Source organism: Actinomadura montaniterrae, from assembly GCF_008923365.1.
In the GTDB taxonomy this organism is placed as follows: domain Bacteria; phylum Actinomycetota; class Actinomycetes; order Streptosporangiales; family Streptosporangiaceae; genus Spirillospora; species Spirillospora montaniterrae.
This window is the reverse complement of sequence record NZ_WBMR01000100.1, coordinates 1-14947: the sequence shown is the minus strand read 5'-3', so window position 1 is coordinate 14947 and position 14947 is coordinate 1. Positions and strand designations below refer to the sequence as shown.

Genomic DNA, 14947 nt, shown 5'->3' with positions numbered 1-14947 from the left:
GAGGTCACGCCTTCACTGCACCTTCCATGATTCCGCCGATGATCTGGCGGCCGAACAGGACGAACACCACGAGCAGCGGCAGGACCGCCACGGTGGTGCCGGCGAACATGAGCGTGTAGTCGGAGAAGTGGGCGTTCGCCAGGTTGTTGATCGAGAGCTGCACCGTGGGGTTCTCGGGGCTGAGCGTCGCCAGCGGCCACATGAAGTCGTTCCAGGACTGCATGAACGTGAAGAGGCCGAGGACGCCCGCGGCGGGGCGCAGCGCGGGCAGCACGACCCGCCAGTAGATGCCGAACGTCGTGCAGCCGTCCACGCGGGCCGCCTCGATCAGCTCGTCCGGGACGGCCTGGTCGGCGTACTGCCGCATCATGAACACGCCGAACCCGGTGACGAGGAACGGGACGATCACCGCCTGCAGATGGTTCTGCCAGCCCAGCTTCACCATGATCATGTAGAGCGGGATGATGCCCATCTGCACCGGGATCATCATCGTCCCGACGATCGTCACCAGCAGCGCGTTCTTGCCGCGGAAGCGCAGCTTGGCGAACGCGAAGCCGGCCAGCGAGGCGAAGAACACGGTGGAGACGGTCACGCACGCCGAGACGATCGCGGAGTTCAGCAGGCCCTTGGCGAAGTAGGCGTCGGGGTTGTCGAACAGCCGGTGCACGTTGGTGCCGCCGTGCCCGCCGGGCAGCAGCGGCGGCGGGACGTCGGAGACCACGTCGTTGGTGCGGGTCGCCACCGCGATCATCCAGTAGATCGGGAAGACCGACAGGGCGAGCGCGACGATCAGCGTGAGGTAGGTCAGCGGGCTGGCGTTCCACAGGCCGTGGAGCCGGCCGGACCGGCGTTCGCGGGCGTGCCGGGCGTCGCCGGGGCCGGCCAGGAGCGTGGTCACTTGGTGCCTCCCGTGCGCCGCACGAACAGGAAGTTGATCAGCGAGAAGAGGATGATCATCACGAACAGGGCCCACGCGATCGTGGCGCCGTAGCCGTACCGGTCATGGCCGAAGGCGTTGTCGTACATGTACATCGTCAGCGTCTGGAACTGGTGCAGCGGGCCGCCGTCCATCTTGTTGGGCGTCCCCACGCTGAACAGGACCGGCTCGGTGAACAGCTGCAGCCCGCCGATGGTCGCGATGATCGTGGTGAAGATGATCGTGGGACGCAGCATCGGCACGGTGATCTGCCAGAACTGCCGGATCCGGGACGCCCCGTCGATCGAGGCGGCCTCGTAGAGGTCCTTCGGGATCGCCTGCATGGCGGCGAGGTAGATGAGCGCGTTGTATCCCGTCCAGCGCCAGTCGACCATGGTGGCGATCGCCACCCAGGACCAGCCGCGGCTGGTGGACCAGCCGATCGGGTCGATGCCGACCAGCCCGAGCGCCCAGTTGATCATGCCCCAGTCGTGGTCGAACATCTGGGTGAACACGATCGCGACGGCGGCGGTCGAGGTGACCAGCGGCGCGACCATGCCGATGCGGAACAGGGTCGGCAGCCGCATCCGCCGGTTGAGGGCGTTGGCGATGAACAGCGCGATCAGCAGCTGCGGGATCGTCGACAGCACGAAGATGGCGAGCGTGTTGACCGTCGCGTGCCAGAAGTCGGGGTCGCCCCACAGGTACGTGTAGTTGTCGAAGCCGACCCACTTGCGGGTGCCCGAGGCGAGCTCCCAGTCGTGCAGCGACACCCACAGCGTGTAGACCAGCGGGAACGCGCCGAAGATCGCGAAGACGATGTAGAACGGCGAGATGAAGGCGTAGGGCGCGCCCTTCACGTCGAGCCGGGTCAGCCGGGACCGCAGGGAGCGGCGGGCCGCCGGAGGGGCCTGCGCCGGGGGATGCTGAGGGCCGTTCCGGCTGGGGCGCAGTTCGGTGGCCATGGCCTTGCGCCTCCTTTCCGAGGACGGGACTTGAGCGGGGAAGGGAACGGCGGCGGCGCCGTACGGGGAGGTGGGGCACGGCGCCGCCGCCGCGGCGGGAGGCGGCTACCTGGCGGCCTTCTTGGCCGCGTCGACGGCCTTGGACCAGGCCTCGTCCGGCTTGACCTTGCCCTGCCCGACCGAGATCAGCACGTTCTCCACGGCCGCCCGGACGTCCTCGTTCTTCGGGCCGAGGTGGACCGGCTTCACCGCGGCGACCAGGTCACCGAAGATCTTGCCGGCGGGGGCGTCGCTGAAGTAGGCGCTGGTGGAGCCGGCGACGGCCGGGTCCTGCTCGGCCTGCGGCGAGGACGGGAAGGTGTTGGCGGCCTTGTACGCGCCGATCTGCCCCTGCGGGGAGGTCAGGAACTCGGCGAGCGCGGCGGCCTGCTTCGGGTGCTTGGTCTGCTTGGGGACGGCGAGCCACGAGCCGCCCCAGTAGCCCGAGCCGCCCGGCGTGGTGGCCACGTCCCACTTGCCCTTGCCGGACGCGCCGGAGAACTGCTCGATGCCGCCGAGCATCCAGGACGGGCAGGGCACGGTGGCGAACGTGTCGCGCTTGAGGCCGGCCTGCCACGGCGGCGTGAAGATCGACATGTCGGAGGTGAGCTTGCCCTGCTCGAACTTCAGCGCGGTGTCGAACGCCTGCTTCACCGCCGGGTTGGTGTCGAAGACGAACTTGTCGTCCTTGTCGAAGAAGCTGTAGCCGGGGCCGGCGCCGGCGTTCTGCAGGACGGTGGCGCGGAAGAGGCCGGTCGGGCCGTCGAGCCACTTGGTGCCGGACACCTTCTGCTGGAACTTCTGCCCGGTCTGCAGGAACGCGTCCCACGTCGGCCAGAGCTTGCCGACGGCCTCGCGGTCGGTCGGCAGGCCCGCCTTCTTGAACAGGTCCTTGCGGTAGCACATGGCGAGCGGGCCCACGTCGGTGCCGAGCCCGACCAGCTGCTTGCCGTCGGGGCTGAGGCCCATCTGCCACTTCCAGGGCAGGAACCTGTCCTGCAGGGCCTTGCCGCCGTAGTCGAACAGGTTGAGGAACTTCGCCCGCTGCTGCATGTAGAGCGGGAGGATGCCCTCCTCCAGCATGACCACGTCTCCGGCGCCGCTGCCCGTGGCCATCCACTGCTGGATGCGCGGCTTGTACGTGTCCAGGTCGGAGACCTTGCGCTGCTTGACGGTGACGCCGGGGTGGGACTGCTCGAACTGCTTGTAGAGCTGGTCGTAGCCGACCTCGCCGAACACGTCGACGGTGAGCGTCACCGGCCCCGAGTCCGAGTCCTTCTTGTCGTCCCCGCCGCAGGCGGCCGCGAGACCGCCGGCGAGCATGACCGCCATCGCCGTACCCAGTCCGCGCCGCATGATGGCCCTCATGGCGGACCCCTCTCAGGTTGTGTCTTCCATTGCGTGGGAGCGCTCCCACGAAGGAAAGACCGTGAGCCGCCTCACTGTCAATCCGCCGCAACACAACCGTTACAACCCGGACAGAACCGGCCGGGCCCCGCGCGGGGCCCGAGCGGGGCCCGAGCGGGGCCCGGCTCAGCCCTCCTGTACGGTGGACAGCCGCCGGGCCGGGGGCGGGGCCGCCGGGACCGGCGCCGTGGACCGCCGCACCACCAGCTCCGGACGGAACAGCAGCTCCGTCCGGGGCGAGCGCGCGCCCCGGATCTCGTCCAGCACCGTGCTCACCGCCGCCATCGACATCTCCCGCACGGCCTGCCGGATCGTGGTCAGCGGCGGGTCGAGGTAGGCGGTCAGCAGCGAGTCGTCCATGCCGGTCACCGACACGTCCTCGGGCACCCGCAGGCCGCGCGCCCGGGCCGCGCGGATCGCGCCGAGCGCCATGATGTCGTTGCCGCCGCAGATCGCCGTGCACCCGGCGTCCAGCAGCTTGGCCGCCGCCGCCTGCCCGCCCTCGACCGTGTACATCGTGTTGACGACCAGCGATTCGACCTCGTCGGCCGGCAGCCCGGTGTGCGCGGCCATCGCCCGCCGGAACCCCTCGGTCTTGCGCCGCGTCGGCACGTACACGTCCTGCCCGATCGCCAGCCCGATCCGGCGGTGGCCCATTGCGGCCAGATGCCCGACGATCGCCTCCAGCGACGCGACGTCGTCATTGGAGATGAACGGCGCGTCGATGTCGGGCCGGTACCCGTTCACCAGCACCACCGGCAGCGCCTGCTCGATCAGCCGGACGTACCGGGCCCGGTCCGAGCGGGCGTTGGCGTGCAGCCCGTTGACGAAGATGATCCCGGCGACGCCGCGCTCCAGCAGCATCTCGATGTAGTCGTCCTCGGCGACCCCGCCCGGCGCCTGCGAGCACAGCACCGCCATGTACCCGTGCCGGGCCAGCGCGCTCTCGATGACCTCGGCGAACGCCGGGAAGATCGGGTTGGTCAGCTCCGGGATGATCAGCCCGATCAGCCCGGCCCGCTGCTGGCGCAGCCGGGCCGGCCGCTCGTAGCCGAGCACGTCCAGGGCGGTCAGCACCGCCTGGCGGGTGGACGGGGACACGCCCGGCTTGCCGTTCAGGACCCGGCTCACGGTCGCCTCGCTCACCCCGGCGTGCGCGGCGATGTCCGCCAGGCGTGTCGTCATAGGTCTCAAATTATCCCTCTTCACGGCTCTGCCACAGCGCGGTGTCGGGCGGGAGCTCGGCCGTGTCGCCCTCGATGTGGACCGGTCCGCTCGCGAGCAGCGGCGCGCCCCCGGCCGGGACGCGGACCGGACGGCCGCCCATGTTCACGACGCAGGCGCACGCGCGCCCCGTCGCCGGGTCCTCGCGGACGAACGACAGCGTGCCCTCCGGACCGTCCAGCCAGCGGATCGGGCCGTCGCCGAGCGCGGGATGCTCGTGCCGGAGGCGCAGCGCCGTCCGGTACAGCGCGAGCATCGAGTCCGGGTCCTCGCTCTGCGCCGCGACGGTCAGGTCGCGCCACGACGTCGGGATCGGCAGCCACGACGAGGCGCCCGCGCCGAAACCGAACGGCGGCTCCTCGCCCTCCCACGGCATCGGCACGCGGCAGCCGTCGCGGCCCTGGCCCTCGCCGCGCAGCCGCTGCGGGTCCTGCTGGAACTCCTCCGGCAGGTCGAGCACCTCGGGAAGGCCCAGCTCCTCGCCCTGGTAGACGTACGCGGAGCCGGGCAGCGCGAGCGTCAGCAGGGCCGCCGCGCGGGCCCGCCGCAGGCCCGTGTCGCCGCCGCCGTAGCGGGTCACGTGCCGCTTCACGTCGTGGTTCGACAGCACCCAGGTCGCGGGCGCGCCGACCGCCCCCGCGGTGCGCAGCGACTCCTCGATCACCTCCCGCATGCCGGCCGCGTCCCACGGCGCGGTCAGGTAGTGGAAGTTGAACGCCTGGTGCAGCTCGTCCGGGCGGGTGTAGAGCGCGAGCCGCTCGGGGGTCGGCGCCCACGCCTCCGCCACGGCGATCCGCTGCCCGCCGTAGCCGTCCAGGACGCGGCGCCACTCGCGGTGGATGTCGTGGACGGCGTCCTGGTCGAAGTACGGCAGCACGTCGGTGCCGAGCATCTCGACCTGGTCCGGGTGCCCGACGTCGGGCAGGCCGGGCGCCTTGGCCATGCCGTGCGCGACGTCGACCCGGAACCCGTCCACGCCGAGGTCGAGCCAGAACCGCAGGATGTCCGCGAACTCGGCGCGGACCTCGGGGTTCTCCCAGTCCAGGTCGGGCTGCTCGGCGGCGAACAGGTGCAGGTACCACTGCCCGTCCGGCACCCGCGTCCACGCGGGGCCGCCGAACACCGACTCCCAGTCGTTCGGCGGTTCGGCGCCGTCCGGGCCGCGGCCGTCCCGGAAGACGTAGCGGGCGCGCTCCGGCGAGCCGGGCGCGGCGGCGAGCGCCGCCCGGAACCAGGCGTGCCGGTCGGAGGTGTGGTTCGGGACGACGTCGACGATGATCCGCAGGCCCCGCTCGTGCGCGTCCGCGATCAGGCCGCGGGCGTCGGCGAGCGTGCCGAACAGCGGGTCGACGTCGCGGTAGTCGGCGACGTCGTAGCCGAAGTCGGCCATCGGCGAGACGTAGAACGGGGTCAGCCACAGCGCGTCCACGCCGAGGGAGGCCAGGTACGGCAGCCGGGACCGGATGCCCGGCAGGTCGCCGACGCCGTCCCCGCCCGAGTCGGCGAAGCTGCGCACGTACACCTGGTAGATGACGGCGTCGCGCCACCAGCGGGCGGGGTCCCCGGCGGGGGAGCCCGGTGCGGGGACGGCGAGGGTGTCCTGCGTCATGAACGTCCTTCGGGTCGGGTGCCTGACGGTTTCCCGGCGGGCGGGGTCACTTGACGCCGCCGGCGGTGAGGCCGGCGACGATGCGGCGCTGGAAGACCAGCACGACGGCGATGAGCGGGACGGTCACGATGACCCCCGCCGCCATCTGGGTGCCGAACGGCTGGTCGAAGCCCGACACGCCGGTGAACTTCGAGATCGCCACGGTGGCGGTCTGCATCTCCTTCTTGTTGACCATGGACAGCGCGATGAGGAACTCGTTCCACGCGGCGATGAACGTCAGGATCGCCGTGGTGAACACCCCGGGCGCCGCCAGCGGAATGATGATCTTGCGGAACGCCTGGCCGCGGGTGCAGCCGTCCACCATCGCGGCCTGCTCCAGCTCGTACGGCAGCTGCCGGAAGAACGCGGTGAGCAGCCAGACCGACAGCGGCAGCGCGAACCCCAGGCTGGGCAGGACCATCGCCTGGTACGTGTTGATCCATTCGATGTCCGTGAACAGCTTCAGCAAGGGCACCAGCTGGGAGATTCCCGGGAACATCGTGGTCGCGACGATCAGCCCGAGCACCGCGTTCTTGAACCGGAAGTCCAGCCGGGCCAGCGCGTACGCGGTGAACGTCCCGATGAGCAGGGTCAGCACGGTGGTGCAGCCCGCGACGACGAGGCTGTTCAGCAGCGCGCGGCCGAAGCCGTTGTCGCCGGAGAACACCGCGTGGAAGTTCTCCCACGACCAGCGCGCGGGGACGATCGAGTTGTCGAACTGGTCCTGCGGCCGCCGGAACGCCGACACCGCCATCCAGTAGAACGGCGCGAGGCAGTACCCGGCGACGACGGCGAGGCCGAGGTAGGACAGCACCCGCCTCGGCAGGGAGCCCGTCATGCGGTCACCTTCTTCCGCTTCCCCTTGACCGGGCGGTTCCTCCGGGGCCGCTTCGTGTGCTGCCGCGCCTCGCCGATGATGTCGGCGCCGAGCAGCTTGACGAACAGGTACGCGATCAGCGCGATGTACAGGAACAGGATCGTCGCGTACGCCGCCGCGGACCCGTACCGCAGGTTGGACGCCTCGAACCAGGCGATCATCGTCAGCGTCTCCACCGACTTCTGGTTCACCCCGATCAGCACGGCGGGCAGGTCGAACATCCGCAGCACGTCCAGCATCCGGAACAGCACCGCGACCAGCAGCGCCGGCTTGACCAGCGGCAGCGTGATCCGCCAGAACTGCTGGACGGGTCCGGCGCCGTCCACCCGGGCGGCCTCGTAGACGTCGCGCGGGATCATCTGCAGGCCGGCGAGGACGAGCAGCCCGATGAACGGGGAGGTCTTCCAGACCTCGGCGATGACGACGGCCATCTTGGCCTGGAAGCCGTCGGCGGTCCACAGGACCTGGTGGCGCAGCACCGCGTTCGCGGCGCCGTCCGCCTGGAAGATCCACCGCCACAGCAGCCCGGAGATCGCGGTGGGGATCGCCCACGGGACGAGGATGCTGGCCCGCACGAACCCCCGGCCGCGGAACGCCTGCTGCATGATCAGCGCCATCGCGACGCCGATCACCGTCTCCAGCACGACGGTGGTGACGGTGAAGAACGTCGTGTTGCCGAACGCGTTCCAGAACGCGTCGCCGCGGTCGCCGTGGAAGATCGCGGTGTAGTTGTCCAGGCCGACGAACCGCTCGCCCTGCACGACGAACCCGTTGGCGTCGAGGCCCTCGCCGCGCGCGTACAGCGACTCGCGGAACCCGGCGAGCACCGGGTAGCCGATGACCAGCGCGAGCACGAGCAGCGTCGGGGACAGCAGCAGCGCCGCGAGCCGCTTCGTGCCCTGCACGTCGCGCCTGCGCGGGCGCGCCCCGTCCGCCGCGGCGGTGTCCGCGGCGGACGGCGTGCCGTCGTACGTGGTGGTCATGCCGCTCACTGCGCGGTCAGCGGACCGAGCTTGCCCTGCAGGTCGGTCAGCGCCTGGTCGACGGTCTTCTTGCCGGTCACCGCGTCGTACACGTCGCCCTGGATCGCGGCGGTGACGTCGCCGTACTTGACCGCGACCGGGCGCGGCCTGGCGTTGGTGATGGCCTGCTTCAGCACCGGCAGGTACGGGAACCTCTTCGTCATCTCCGGGTCGTCGTAGAGCGAGGCGAGCGTCGGCGCCTGCGAGGTGGCGAGGAGGTTCGCGCGCTGCGACTGCTCGCCGGTCAGGTACCGGATGAAGTCGAGCGCGGTCGCCTTGTTCTTGGCGAACGCGGAGATCGCCAGGTTGTGGCCGCCGAGGTTCGCGACGCCCGGGCCGTTCGGGCCGGGCAGCTGCGCGACCGCGAACTCGCCCGCGACCTTCGACGACCCGTCGTCCTTGTCGGCGAGCGCGTACTGGTACGGCCACTGCCGCTGGAAGAGCAGCTTGCCGGACTGGAAGTAGCGGCGGCCGCCCTCGGTGTCGAGGGTGACGGCCTCCTTCGGCATCCGGCCGTCCTTCTTGGCGTTGACGAGGAACTCCAGGCCCTGCTTGGCCTGCGGCGTGTTCAGCGTCGGCTTCCCGTCCGGCCCGACGATGGACCCGCCGGCGCTGCCGATCGCCTCGACCGCGCTGATGGTGACGCTCTCGGTCTTGTTGACCTCGGTGAAGAAGCAGTCGACGCCCTTGCCCTGGGGCAGCTTCTTGACCTTGTCGCAGTCGGCCCACATCTCGGCGTAGGTCTTCGGCGGCGCGGAGATCCCGGCCTTGGCGAGCAGGTCCTTGCGGTAGTACAGCATCCCGGCGTCGGACGTGGACGGCACCGCGTACAGGTTGCCGCGGTACTGCCCGGTCGTGACGGTCGCGGGCAGCATCTTCGCCAGGTCGATCTTGTCCTTGGGCAGCGGCGTCAGCCAGCGGTTGGCGGCGAACTCCGCGGTCCACACGACGTCCAGGTTCAGCACCGTGTACGCGTCGGACCTCGTCGTCGCGTTCTGGATCATCTGCTGGCGCTGGTCGTTCGGCTCGTCCGGCAGCTCGATGACCCGCACCTTCTCCTGCGGGTGGTCGGCGTTCCAGCCGTCCAGCTGCTTCTGCAGGTAGCCGGAGCGGTCCTTGCCGGTGACGAACGTGATGGGGCCGCGGCCGGTGAGGCTCGCGGTGCCCGCGCCGCCCTTCGAGCCGCCTCCGTCGTCCCCGCCGCAGGCGGAGAGCGACAGCGCGAGGGCGGCGCACACGACGGTGCCGGTGACAAGAGGGCCGGTGACGAGGGGGCCGGTGTTTCTCGGGGCGCCGATCGGGGGGATGCGCCGCATGGGGTCCTCCTTTGCGGGACGCGGACGTCGCCCCGCAGATCCGGGGATTGGGGTGGCTGGACCGGGACGTTAGCAACGGCTTGCAGCCTCGTAAATAGCTTGCAGAAAGTTTCTGCAAGCCTGTTGCCGGGTCGTAACCCCTTACAGTGCGCGGGCAAACCCGGTGGCGCGCCGGCGGGCGCCTGCGCCAGGCTTCGTCCGTGACCTCCGAAGACCTCCGGCTCGTCCGCGACCACACCGTGCTGTCGGTCGTCACCGGCTCGCGCGCGTACGGCCTCGCGACCGGGGACAGCGACACCGACCGGCGCGGCGTGTTCGCCGCGCCCGCCCCGCTGTTCTGGCGTTTCACCAAGCCGCCGACCCATCTGGACGGCCCGCTGCCCGAGCAGTTCTCGTGGGAGCTCGAGCGGTTCTGCGAGCTGGCGCTGGCCGCGAACCCGACCGTCCTGGAGTGCCTCTGGTCGCCGATCGTCGAGACGGTCACGCCGGTCGGGGAGGAACTGCTGGCCGTCCGGGACGCGTTCCTGTCCCGGCACGCGCACCGCACCTTCCTCCGCTACGCCGACGCGCAGTTCCGCAAGCTGCAAGGCGACTTGCGCAACCACGGCGAGCCGAAGTGGAAGCACGTGATGCATCTGCTGCGCCTGCTGCTGAGCGGCGAGCACCTGGTCCGGACGGGCGAGCCGCTGGTGGACGTCGGCGCCCTGCGGGACCGGCTGCTCGCCGTCCGGCGCGGCGAGACCGGCTGGGACGAGATCGAGCGCTGGCGCGCCTCCCTCACCGCCGGCCTGGACGGCGCCCTCGACCGCAGCCCGCTGCCCCCCGAACCCGACCGCGACCGCGTCGAGACCCTGCTGATCTCCGTCCGCCGAAGGAGCGTCAACTGGTGAACCTTCCCGAAGGGATGCTCGAGGCCCTTGCCGCCGACCATCCGTACCCGCGGGCGTTCGTCACCGTCAGCGGCGCCCATCTGTACGGCTTCCCGTCGCAGGACTCCGACGTGGACCTGCGCGGCGTCCACCTGCTGCCGCTCGAGGAGATCGTCGGGCTGGAGACCGGCGAGGAGACCGTGACGCTCATGTGGGACCACGCCGGTGTGGAGGCCGACGTGGTCACGCACGACCTCGCGAAGTTCTGCGCGCTGCTGCTGCGGCGCAACGGGTACGTGCTGGAGCAGGTGCTGTCGCCGCTGGTCGTCGCGACGTCGCCGCTGCACGAGGAGCTGGTGGCGCTGACGCCGGGGCTGTTCACGTCGAACCACGCGCACCACTACCTCGGGTTCGCGCGCTCGCAGTGGACGCTGTTCGAGAAGACCGGCGAGCTGAAGCCGCTGCTCTACACGTTCCGGGTGCTGCTCACCGGAATCCATCTGATGCGGGAGGCGGAGCTCCAGGCGGACCTGACCCGGCTGACCGGATACGGCCCCGCGTACCTGCCGGAACTGGTCGAGGCGAAGCGCGCCGCCGAGCACGGGGCGCTCCCGGCGGACGCGCCGTCCGTGGAGACGTTGCAGGCGGACGTCGCCGCGCTGACGTCCCGGCTGGAGGACGAGCGGGCCCGCAGCGCGCTGCCCGAGCAGCCGCCGGCGCGCCGTGCCCTGCACGAACTCGTGGTCCGCGCGCGAATCGGCTGAACCCCCGGGTACCTCCCCTCCGTGCCAGTCGGTGTGACGGCCCGAAGGTTTCATTCAGAGCCTGAATGATTCGCGGGCAGATTCATTGCCGGGGACGCGACCGCACGCCGCGGCCGCTGCGTACCGATCGCTGCGGAGCACGGTGATCACGAGCCGAGGAGGGGCAGATGCACGACCAGGGCATCGACAGCGAGGACATCGCGGAGGCGGACCTGAGAACGCGGCGCGGCACGTTCCGCGCCGTCGCGTTCCGGGACCCGGTCGACGGGAACGAGCACATGGCGCTCGTCCGGGGCGACGTCGCGGGCCGCGCGCGCGTCCTCGTCCGGATGCACTCCGAGTGCATGACCGGCGACATCTTCGGCGCCACCCGCTGCGAGTGCGGCGACCAGCTCGGCGCCGCGATGGACGCGGTCGTCCGCGAGGGCGCCGGCGTCCTGGTCTACCTGCGCGGCCACGAGGGCCGGGGGATCGGCCTGGTCGCGAAGGTCCGCACGCACGTGCTGCAGGACCAGGGGCTCGACACCGTCGACTCCGCGACCGCGATCGGGCTGCCGGTCGACACCCGCGACTACGGGCCCGCCGCCCGGGTGCTGCGGTACCTCGGCGTCGGGTCGGTGCGGCTGCTGTCCAACAACCCCGCGAAGGTCAGCGCGCTGCGGTCCTACGGCATCGACGTCGCCGCCCGGGTCCCCCTCCTCGTCCCGGTCAGCGCCGACAACCTCCGCTACCTGACCGCCAAGCGCGACCGCCTCGGCCACGACCTCCCGCAGCTGGACGGCGTGCTGCCCGCGAAGGCGGCCCCGGTGGACGCCGGCGAGGCGCGCCGATGACGCGGCCGATGACGGTGTCCCGCCCCGTGCTCCGGACGGGGTGGCGCGGGCCCGTGGTGTGGCGGGCGTGGGAGCTGGCCGCCGCGGCGTGCGTGCAGATGGCGGCCGTGGCGCTGCTGCGGCCGGGCGCGGTCGGCCTCGCCGCCGGCATCGCCTACGCGCTCGCCGCGTGGGGCGTCCTCGAGTTCGCGTTCCGGGGACGGCGGGTGCTGCGGCCCGCCGACCACGTCACGCTGGCGCGGGTCGTGCTCGTCGGATGCGTCGCGGCGCTCGTCGCGGGGCGCCTCGCGGACGGCGGTCCGGCCGGGGCGCTGGTCGCGCTCGCGGCCGTCGCGCTCGTCCTGGACGGGGTGGACGGGCAGGTCGCGCGGCGCACCGGGACGTCCTCCGCGCTCGGCGCGCGGTTCGACATGGAGGCCGACGCGCTGCTGATCCTGGTGCTGTCGGTGCAGGTCGCGACGGTGGCGGGGCTGTGGGTGCTGGCGATCGGGACGATGCGGTACGCGTTCGTCGCTGCGTCGTGGGCGGCGCCGTGGCTGCGGGCGCCGCTGCCGCCGAGCTTCGCGCGCAAGGCCGTCGCGGTGGTGCAGGGCGTGGTGCTGACGGTCGCCGCGTCGGGCGCCGTCCCGTACGCGGCGGCGTTCGTGGGGGCGGCGCTGGCGCTGCTCGCGTGGTCGTTCGGACGGGACGTGCTGGCGCTCGCGGCGCGCCACCGCCGGGCCCGCCGGGGGAGGGGGAGCCATGGAGCCGGACGCGCGCGCGTTCTGGATCCGGTCGCCCGGTGAGGGGGAGGTCCGCCCGGTGGAGCTGCCGGAGCCGGGGCCCGGCGAGGTCGTCGTCCGGACGGTGTTCTCCGGCGTCAGCCGGGGGACCGAGACGCTCGTCTTCCGCGGCGGCGTCCCGGAGAACCAGTACGCGGTGATGCGGGCGCCGTTCCAGGACGGCGCGTTCCCCGGGCCGGTCAAGTACGGGTACCTGAACGTGGGGGTCGTCGAGCACGGCCCTTCCGAGCTGGCCGGGCGGCACGTGTTCTGCCTCTTCCCGCACCAGACCCGCTACGTGGTCCCGGAGTCGGCGGTCGTGCCGGTGCCGGACGGCGTCCCGCCCGAGCGCGCGATCCTCGCGGGGACGGTGGAGACCGCGGTGAACGCGCTGTGGGACGCGGCGCCGCTGGTCGGCGACCGGATCGCGGTGGTCGGCGCGGGCATGGTCGGCTGCTCGGTGGCGGGCGTCCTCGCCGGGCTGCCGGGCTGCGACGTCCAGCTCGTCGACGTCGACCCGGCGCGGGCGGACACGGCGCGCGCGCTCGGCGTCTCGTTCGCGCGGCCCGGCGACGCCGAGGGCGGCCGGGACCTGGTGTTCCACGCCAGCGCGACGGAGGAGGGGCTCGCCCGGTCGCTGGAGCTGCTCGCGCCGGAGGGCGAGGTGATCGAGCTGAGCTGGTACGGCGACCGGAAGGTGAGCGTCCCGCTCGGCGAGTTCTTCCACTCGCGCCGGCTCGCCGTCCGCGCCAGCCAGGTCGGCATGGTCGCGCCGGCCCGGCGGTCCCGCCGCGCGTTCGGCGACCGGCTCGCGCTGGCGCTGCGGCTGCTCGCCGCCCCGGCTTTCGACGCGCTGATCACGGGGAACAGCCCCTTCGAGGAGCTTCCCCAGGCCATGGCCCGCTTGGCGAGCGGGGAGACGCCCGCGCTCTGCCACCGGATCGACTACCCGCAGGGCTAGCACGGACGAGAACGCACGGCATGCACGGCAACCAGGGAGGGCACTTGTTCGGCATCACCGTCCGCGACCACTTCATGGTCGCGCACAGCTTCCGCGGCGAGGTCTTCGGACCGGCGCGGCGGCTGCACGGCGCCACCTTCGTCGTGGACGCGACGTTCCGCCGCGCGGAACTCGACGCCGACAACATCGTCGTCGACATCGGGCTCGCCACCCGCGAGCTCGGCGAGGTGCTGCGGGAGCTGAACTACCGCAACCTGGACGACGAACCCGAGTTCGCCGGGGTCAACACGACGACGGAGTACCTCGCGAAGGTCGTCGCCGACCGGCTCGCCGCCCGGATCCACGCCGGGGCGATGGGGGAGAGCGCGCGGGGGCTGTCCGGGATCGAGGTGACGCTGCGCGAGTCGCACGTCGCGTGGGCGAGTTACGAGCGCGGGCTATGACCTCCGGCATCGCGTTCGTCGTCCCCGCCGGCATCGACGACCCGGCCGTCCCGAGCGGCGGCAACGTCTACGACCGGAAGCTCTGCCGGGCGCTCGCCGCCGCGGGACGGCCCGTCCTGGAGATCGCCGCGCCCGGCGCCTGGCCGCGGCCCGGCGCGGAGGACCGCGCGGGGCTCGCCCGGTCCCTCGCCGCCCTGCCCGACGGCACCGCCGTCCTGATAGACGGCCTGGTCGCCTGCGGGGTCCCGGACGTCGTCGTCCCGCACGCGTCCAGGCTGCGGCTCGCCGTGCTCGTCCACATGCCTCTCGTCGACGAGGGCGACGCGCACCTGGACGCCCTCGAACGCGGCACGCTGCGCGCCGCCGCCGCGGTCGTCGCGACCAGCCCGTGGGCGATGAAACGGCTGATCAGGCACCACGACCTCGACCCCGCCCGGGTCCACGCCGTCGAGCCGGGCGCCGACGCCGCGCCGCTCGCCGCCGGAACCGACGGGGCGTCCCGGCTGCTGTGCGTCGCGTCCGTGACGCCGCGCAAGGGCCACGACGTCCTCGCCGAGGCCCTCTCCCGCGTCGCCGACCTGCCCTGGACGTGCGTCTGCGCCGGGCCCCTCGACCGCGACCCCGCCCACGCCGGGCGGGTCCGCGGGCTCCTCGCCCGGCACGGCCTCGGCGAGCGCGTCGACCTCGCCGGGCCGCTCACCGGGCGCGCCCTCGACGCCGCCTACGACGCCGCCGACCTCGCCGTCCTGCCCACCCGCTCGGAGACCTACGGCATGGTCGTCACCGAGGCGCTCGCGCGCGGCACCCCCGTCCTGACCAGCGACGTCGACGGCCTCCCCGGCACCCTCGGGCACGCGCCCGGCGGCATCGCCCCCGGCCTGCTCGTCCCCCCGGACGACCCC

The 14947-nt window shown here is 72.2% G+C and carries 15 protein-coding genes; 7 read left to right on the top strand and 8 right to left on the bottom strand.

Going from position 1 to position 14947, the window contains the following annotated elements:
• Positions 1–4 precede the first annotated feature (4 nt).
• The 8 genes from F9B16_RS28620 to F9B16_RS28585 all read right to left on the bottom strand — a co-directional run bounded on the left by F9B16_RS28620 (position 5) and on the right by F9B16_RS28585 (position 9414).
• Complete coding sequence (locus F9B16_RS28620; RefSeq protein ID WP_225992013.1) at positions 5–898, bottom strand: carbohydrate ABC transporter permease; 894 nt, start codon at positions 896–898, stop codon at positions 5–7.
• On the bottom strand, positions 895–1881 hold the full coding sequence (locus F9B16_RS28615; RefSeq protein ID WP_151543315.1) for a carbohydrate ABC transporter permease: 987 nt from the start codon (positions 1879–1881) through the stop codon (positions 895–897). Before F9B16_RS28615 ends, F9B16_RS28620 begins: the two co-directional genes overlap by 4 nt.
• Before the next feature lie 105 nt (positions 1882–1986).
• Positions 1987–3276, bottom strand: coding sequence for an ABC transporter substrate-binding protein (locus F9B16_RS28610; RefSeq protein ID WP_225992012.1), 1290 nt, complete (start codon positions 3274–3276; stop codon positions 1987–1989).
• 177 nt (positions 3277–3453) lie between these two features.
• The gene (locus F9B16_RS28605) at positions 3454–4512 is read right to left on the bottom strand and encodes a LacI family DNA-binding transcriptional regulator (RefSeq protein ID WP_151543313.1); all 1059 of its coding nucleotides are present in this window, start codon (positions 4510–4512) and stop codon (positions 3454–3456) included.
• A 10-nt stretch (positions 4513–4522) separates the two neighbouring features.
• Complete coding sequence (locus tag F9B16_RS28600; protein ID WP_151543312.1) at positions 4523–6160, bottom strand: glycoside hydrolase family 13 protein; 1638 nt, start codon at positions 6158–6160, stop codon at positions 4523–4525.
• 46 nt (positions 6161–6206) lie between these two features.
• Complete coding sequence (locus F9B16_RS28595) at positions 6207–7037, bottom strand: carbohydrate ABC transporter permease (protein ID WP_151543311.1); 831 nt, start codon at positions 7035–7037, stop codon at positions 6207–6209.
• The gene (locus F9B16_RS28590; protein WP_151543310.1) at positions 7034–8059 is read right to left on the bottom strand and encodes a carbohydrate ABC transporter permease; all 1026 of its coding nucleotides are present in this window, start codon (positions 8057–8059) and stop codon (positions 7034–7036) included. Before F9B16_RS28590 ends, F9B16_RS28595 begins: the two co-directional genes overlap by 4 nt.
• A 5-nt stretch (positions 8060–8064) precedes the next feature.
• Entirely contained in the window at positions 8065–9414 is a 1350-nt protein-coding gene (locus tag F9B16_RS28585; RefSeq protein WP_151543309.1) for an ABC transporter substrate-binding protein, read from the bottom strand.
• Between the two features lie 200 nt (positions 9415–9614).
• Here F9B16_RS28585 and F9B16_RS28580 point away from each other — a divergent pair, with 200 nt between their 5' ends.
• The 7 genes from F9B16_RS28580 to F9B16_RS28550 form a co-directional block, all read left to right on the top strand.
• The gene (locus F9B16_RS28580) at positions 9615–10304 is read left to right on the top strand and encodes a nucleotidyltransferase domain-containing protein (RefSeq protein ID WP_151543308.1); all 690 of its coding nucleotides are present in this window, start codon (positions 9615–9617) and stop codon (positions 10302–10304) included.
• On the top strand, positions 10301–11047 hold the full coding sequence (locus F9B16_RS28575; protein WP_225992011.1) for a nucleotidyltransferase domain-containing protein: 747 nt from the start codon (positions 10301–10303) through the stop codon (positions 11045–11047). The genes F9B16_RS28580 and F9B16_RS28575 overlap by 4 nt, the downstream gene beginning before the upstream one ends.
• Before the next feature lie 167 nt (positions 11048–11214).
• On the top strand, positions 11215–11880 hold the full coding sequence (gene ribA / locus F9B16_RS28570; RefSeq protein WP_151543307.1) for a GTP cyclohydrolase II: 666 nt from the start codon (positions 11215–11217) through the stop codon (positions 11878–11880).
• Positions 11877–12665, top strand: coding sequence for a CDP-alcohol phosphatidyltransferase family protein (locus F9B16_RS28565; protein ID WP_151543306.1), 789 nt, complete (start codon positions 11877–11879; stop codon positions 12663–12665). The genes ribA and F9B16_RS28565 overlap by 4 nt, the downstream gene beginning before the upstream one ends.
• Positions 12622–13602: a zinc-dependent alcohol dehydrogenase gene (locus tag F9B16_RS28560; protein WP_151543305.1), complete on the top strand. Its 981-nt coding sequence runs from the start codon at positions 12622–12624 to the stop codon at positions 13600–13602. The genes F9B16_RS28565 and F9B16_RS28560 overlap by 44 nt, the downstream gene beginning before the upstream one ends.
• A 44-nt stretch (positions 13603–13646) precedes the next feature.
• Positions 13647–14045: a 6-pyruvoyl trahydropterin synthase family protein gene (locus F9B16_RS28555; protein ID WP_151543304.1), complete on the top strand. Its 399-nt coding sequence runs from the start codon at positions 13647–13649 to the stop codon at positions 14043–14045.
• The coding region (locus F9B16_RS28550; RefSeq protein WP_151543303.1) for a glycosyltransferase family 4 protein at positions 14042–14947 on the top strand (906 nt) is incomplete at its 3' end. The genes F9B16_RS28555 and F9B16_RS28550, both read left to right, overlap by 4 nt.

What these genes read in the sequence shown, in the direction of transcription:
- F9B16_RS28615 (WP_151543315.1), bottom strand. Translation starts at nt 1,881, where the DNA reads ATGGCCACCGAACTGCGCCCCAGCCGGAACGGCCCTCAGCATCCCCCG.
- F9B16_RS28610 (WP_225992012.1), bottom strand. Translation starts at nt 3,276, where the DNA reads ATGCGGCGCGGACTGGGTACGGCGATGGCGGTCATGCTCGCCGGCGGT.
- F9B16_RS28605 (WP_151543313.1), bottom strand. Translation starts at nt 4,512, where the DNA reads ATGACGACACGCCTGGCGGACATCGCCGCGCACGCCGGGGTGAGCGAG.
- F9B16_RS28600 (WP_151543312.1), bottom strand. Translation starts at nt 6,160, where the DNA reads ATGACGCAGGACACCCTCGCCGTCCCCGCACCGGGCTCCCCCGCCGGG.
- F9B16_RS28595 (WP_151543311.1), bottom strand. Translation starts at nt 7,037, where the DNA reads ATGACGGGCTCCCTGCCGAGGCGGGTGCTGTCCTACCTCGGCCTCGCC.
- F9B16_RS28590 (WP_151543310.1), bottom strand. Translation starts at nt 8,059, where the DNA reads ATGACCACCACGTACGACGGCACGCCGTCCGCCGCGGACACCGCCGCG.
- F9B16_RS28585 (WP_151543309.1), bottom strand. Translation starts at nt 9,414, where the DNA reads ATGCGGCGCATCCCCCCGATCGGCGCCCCGAGAAACACCGGCCCCCTC.
- ribA (WP_151543307.1), top strand. Translation starts at nt 11,215, where the DNA reads ATGCACGACCAGGGCATCGACAGCGAGGACATCGCGGAGGCGGACCTG.
- F9B16_RS28565 (WP_151543306.1), top strand. Translation starts at nt 11,877, where the DNA reads ATGACGCGGCCGATGACGGTGTCCCGCCCCGTGCTCCGGACGGGGTGG.
- F9B16_RS28560 (WP_151543305.1), top strand. Translation starts at nt 12,622, where the DNA reads ATGGAGCCGGACGCGCGCGCGTTCTGGATCCGGTCGCCCGGTGAGGGG.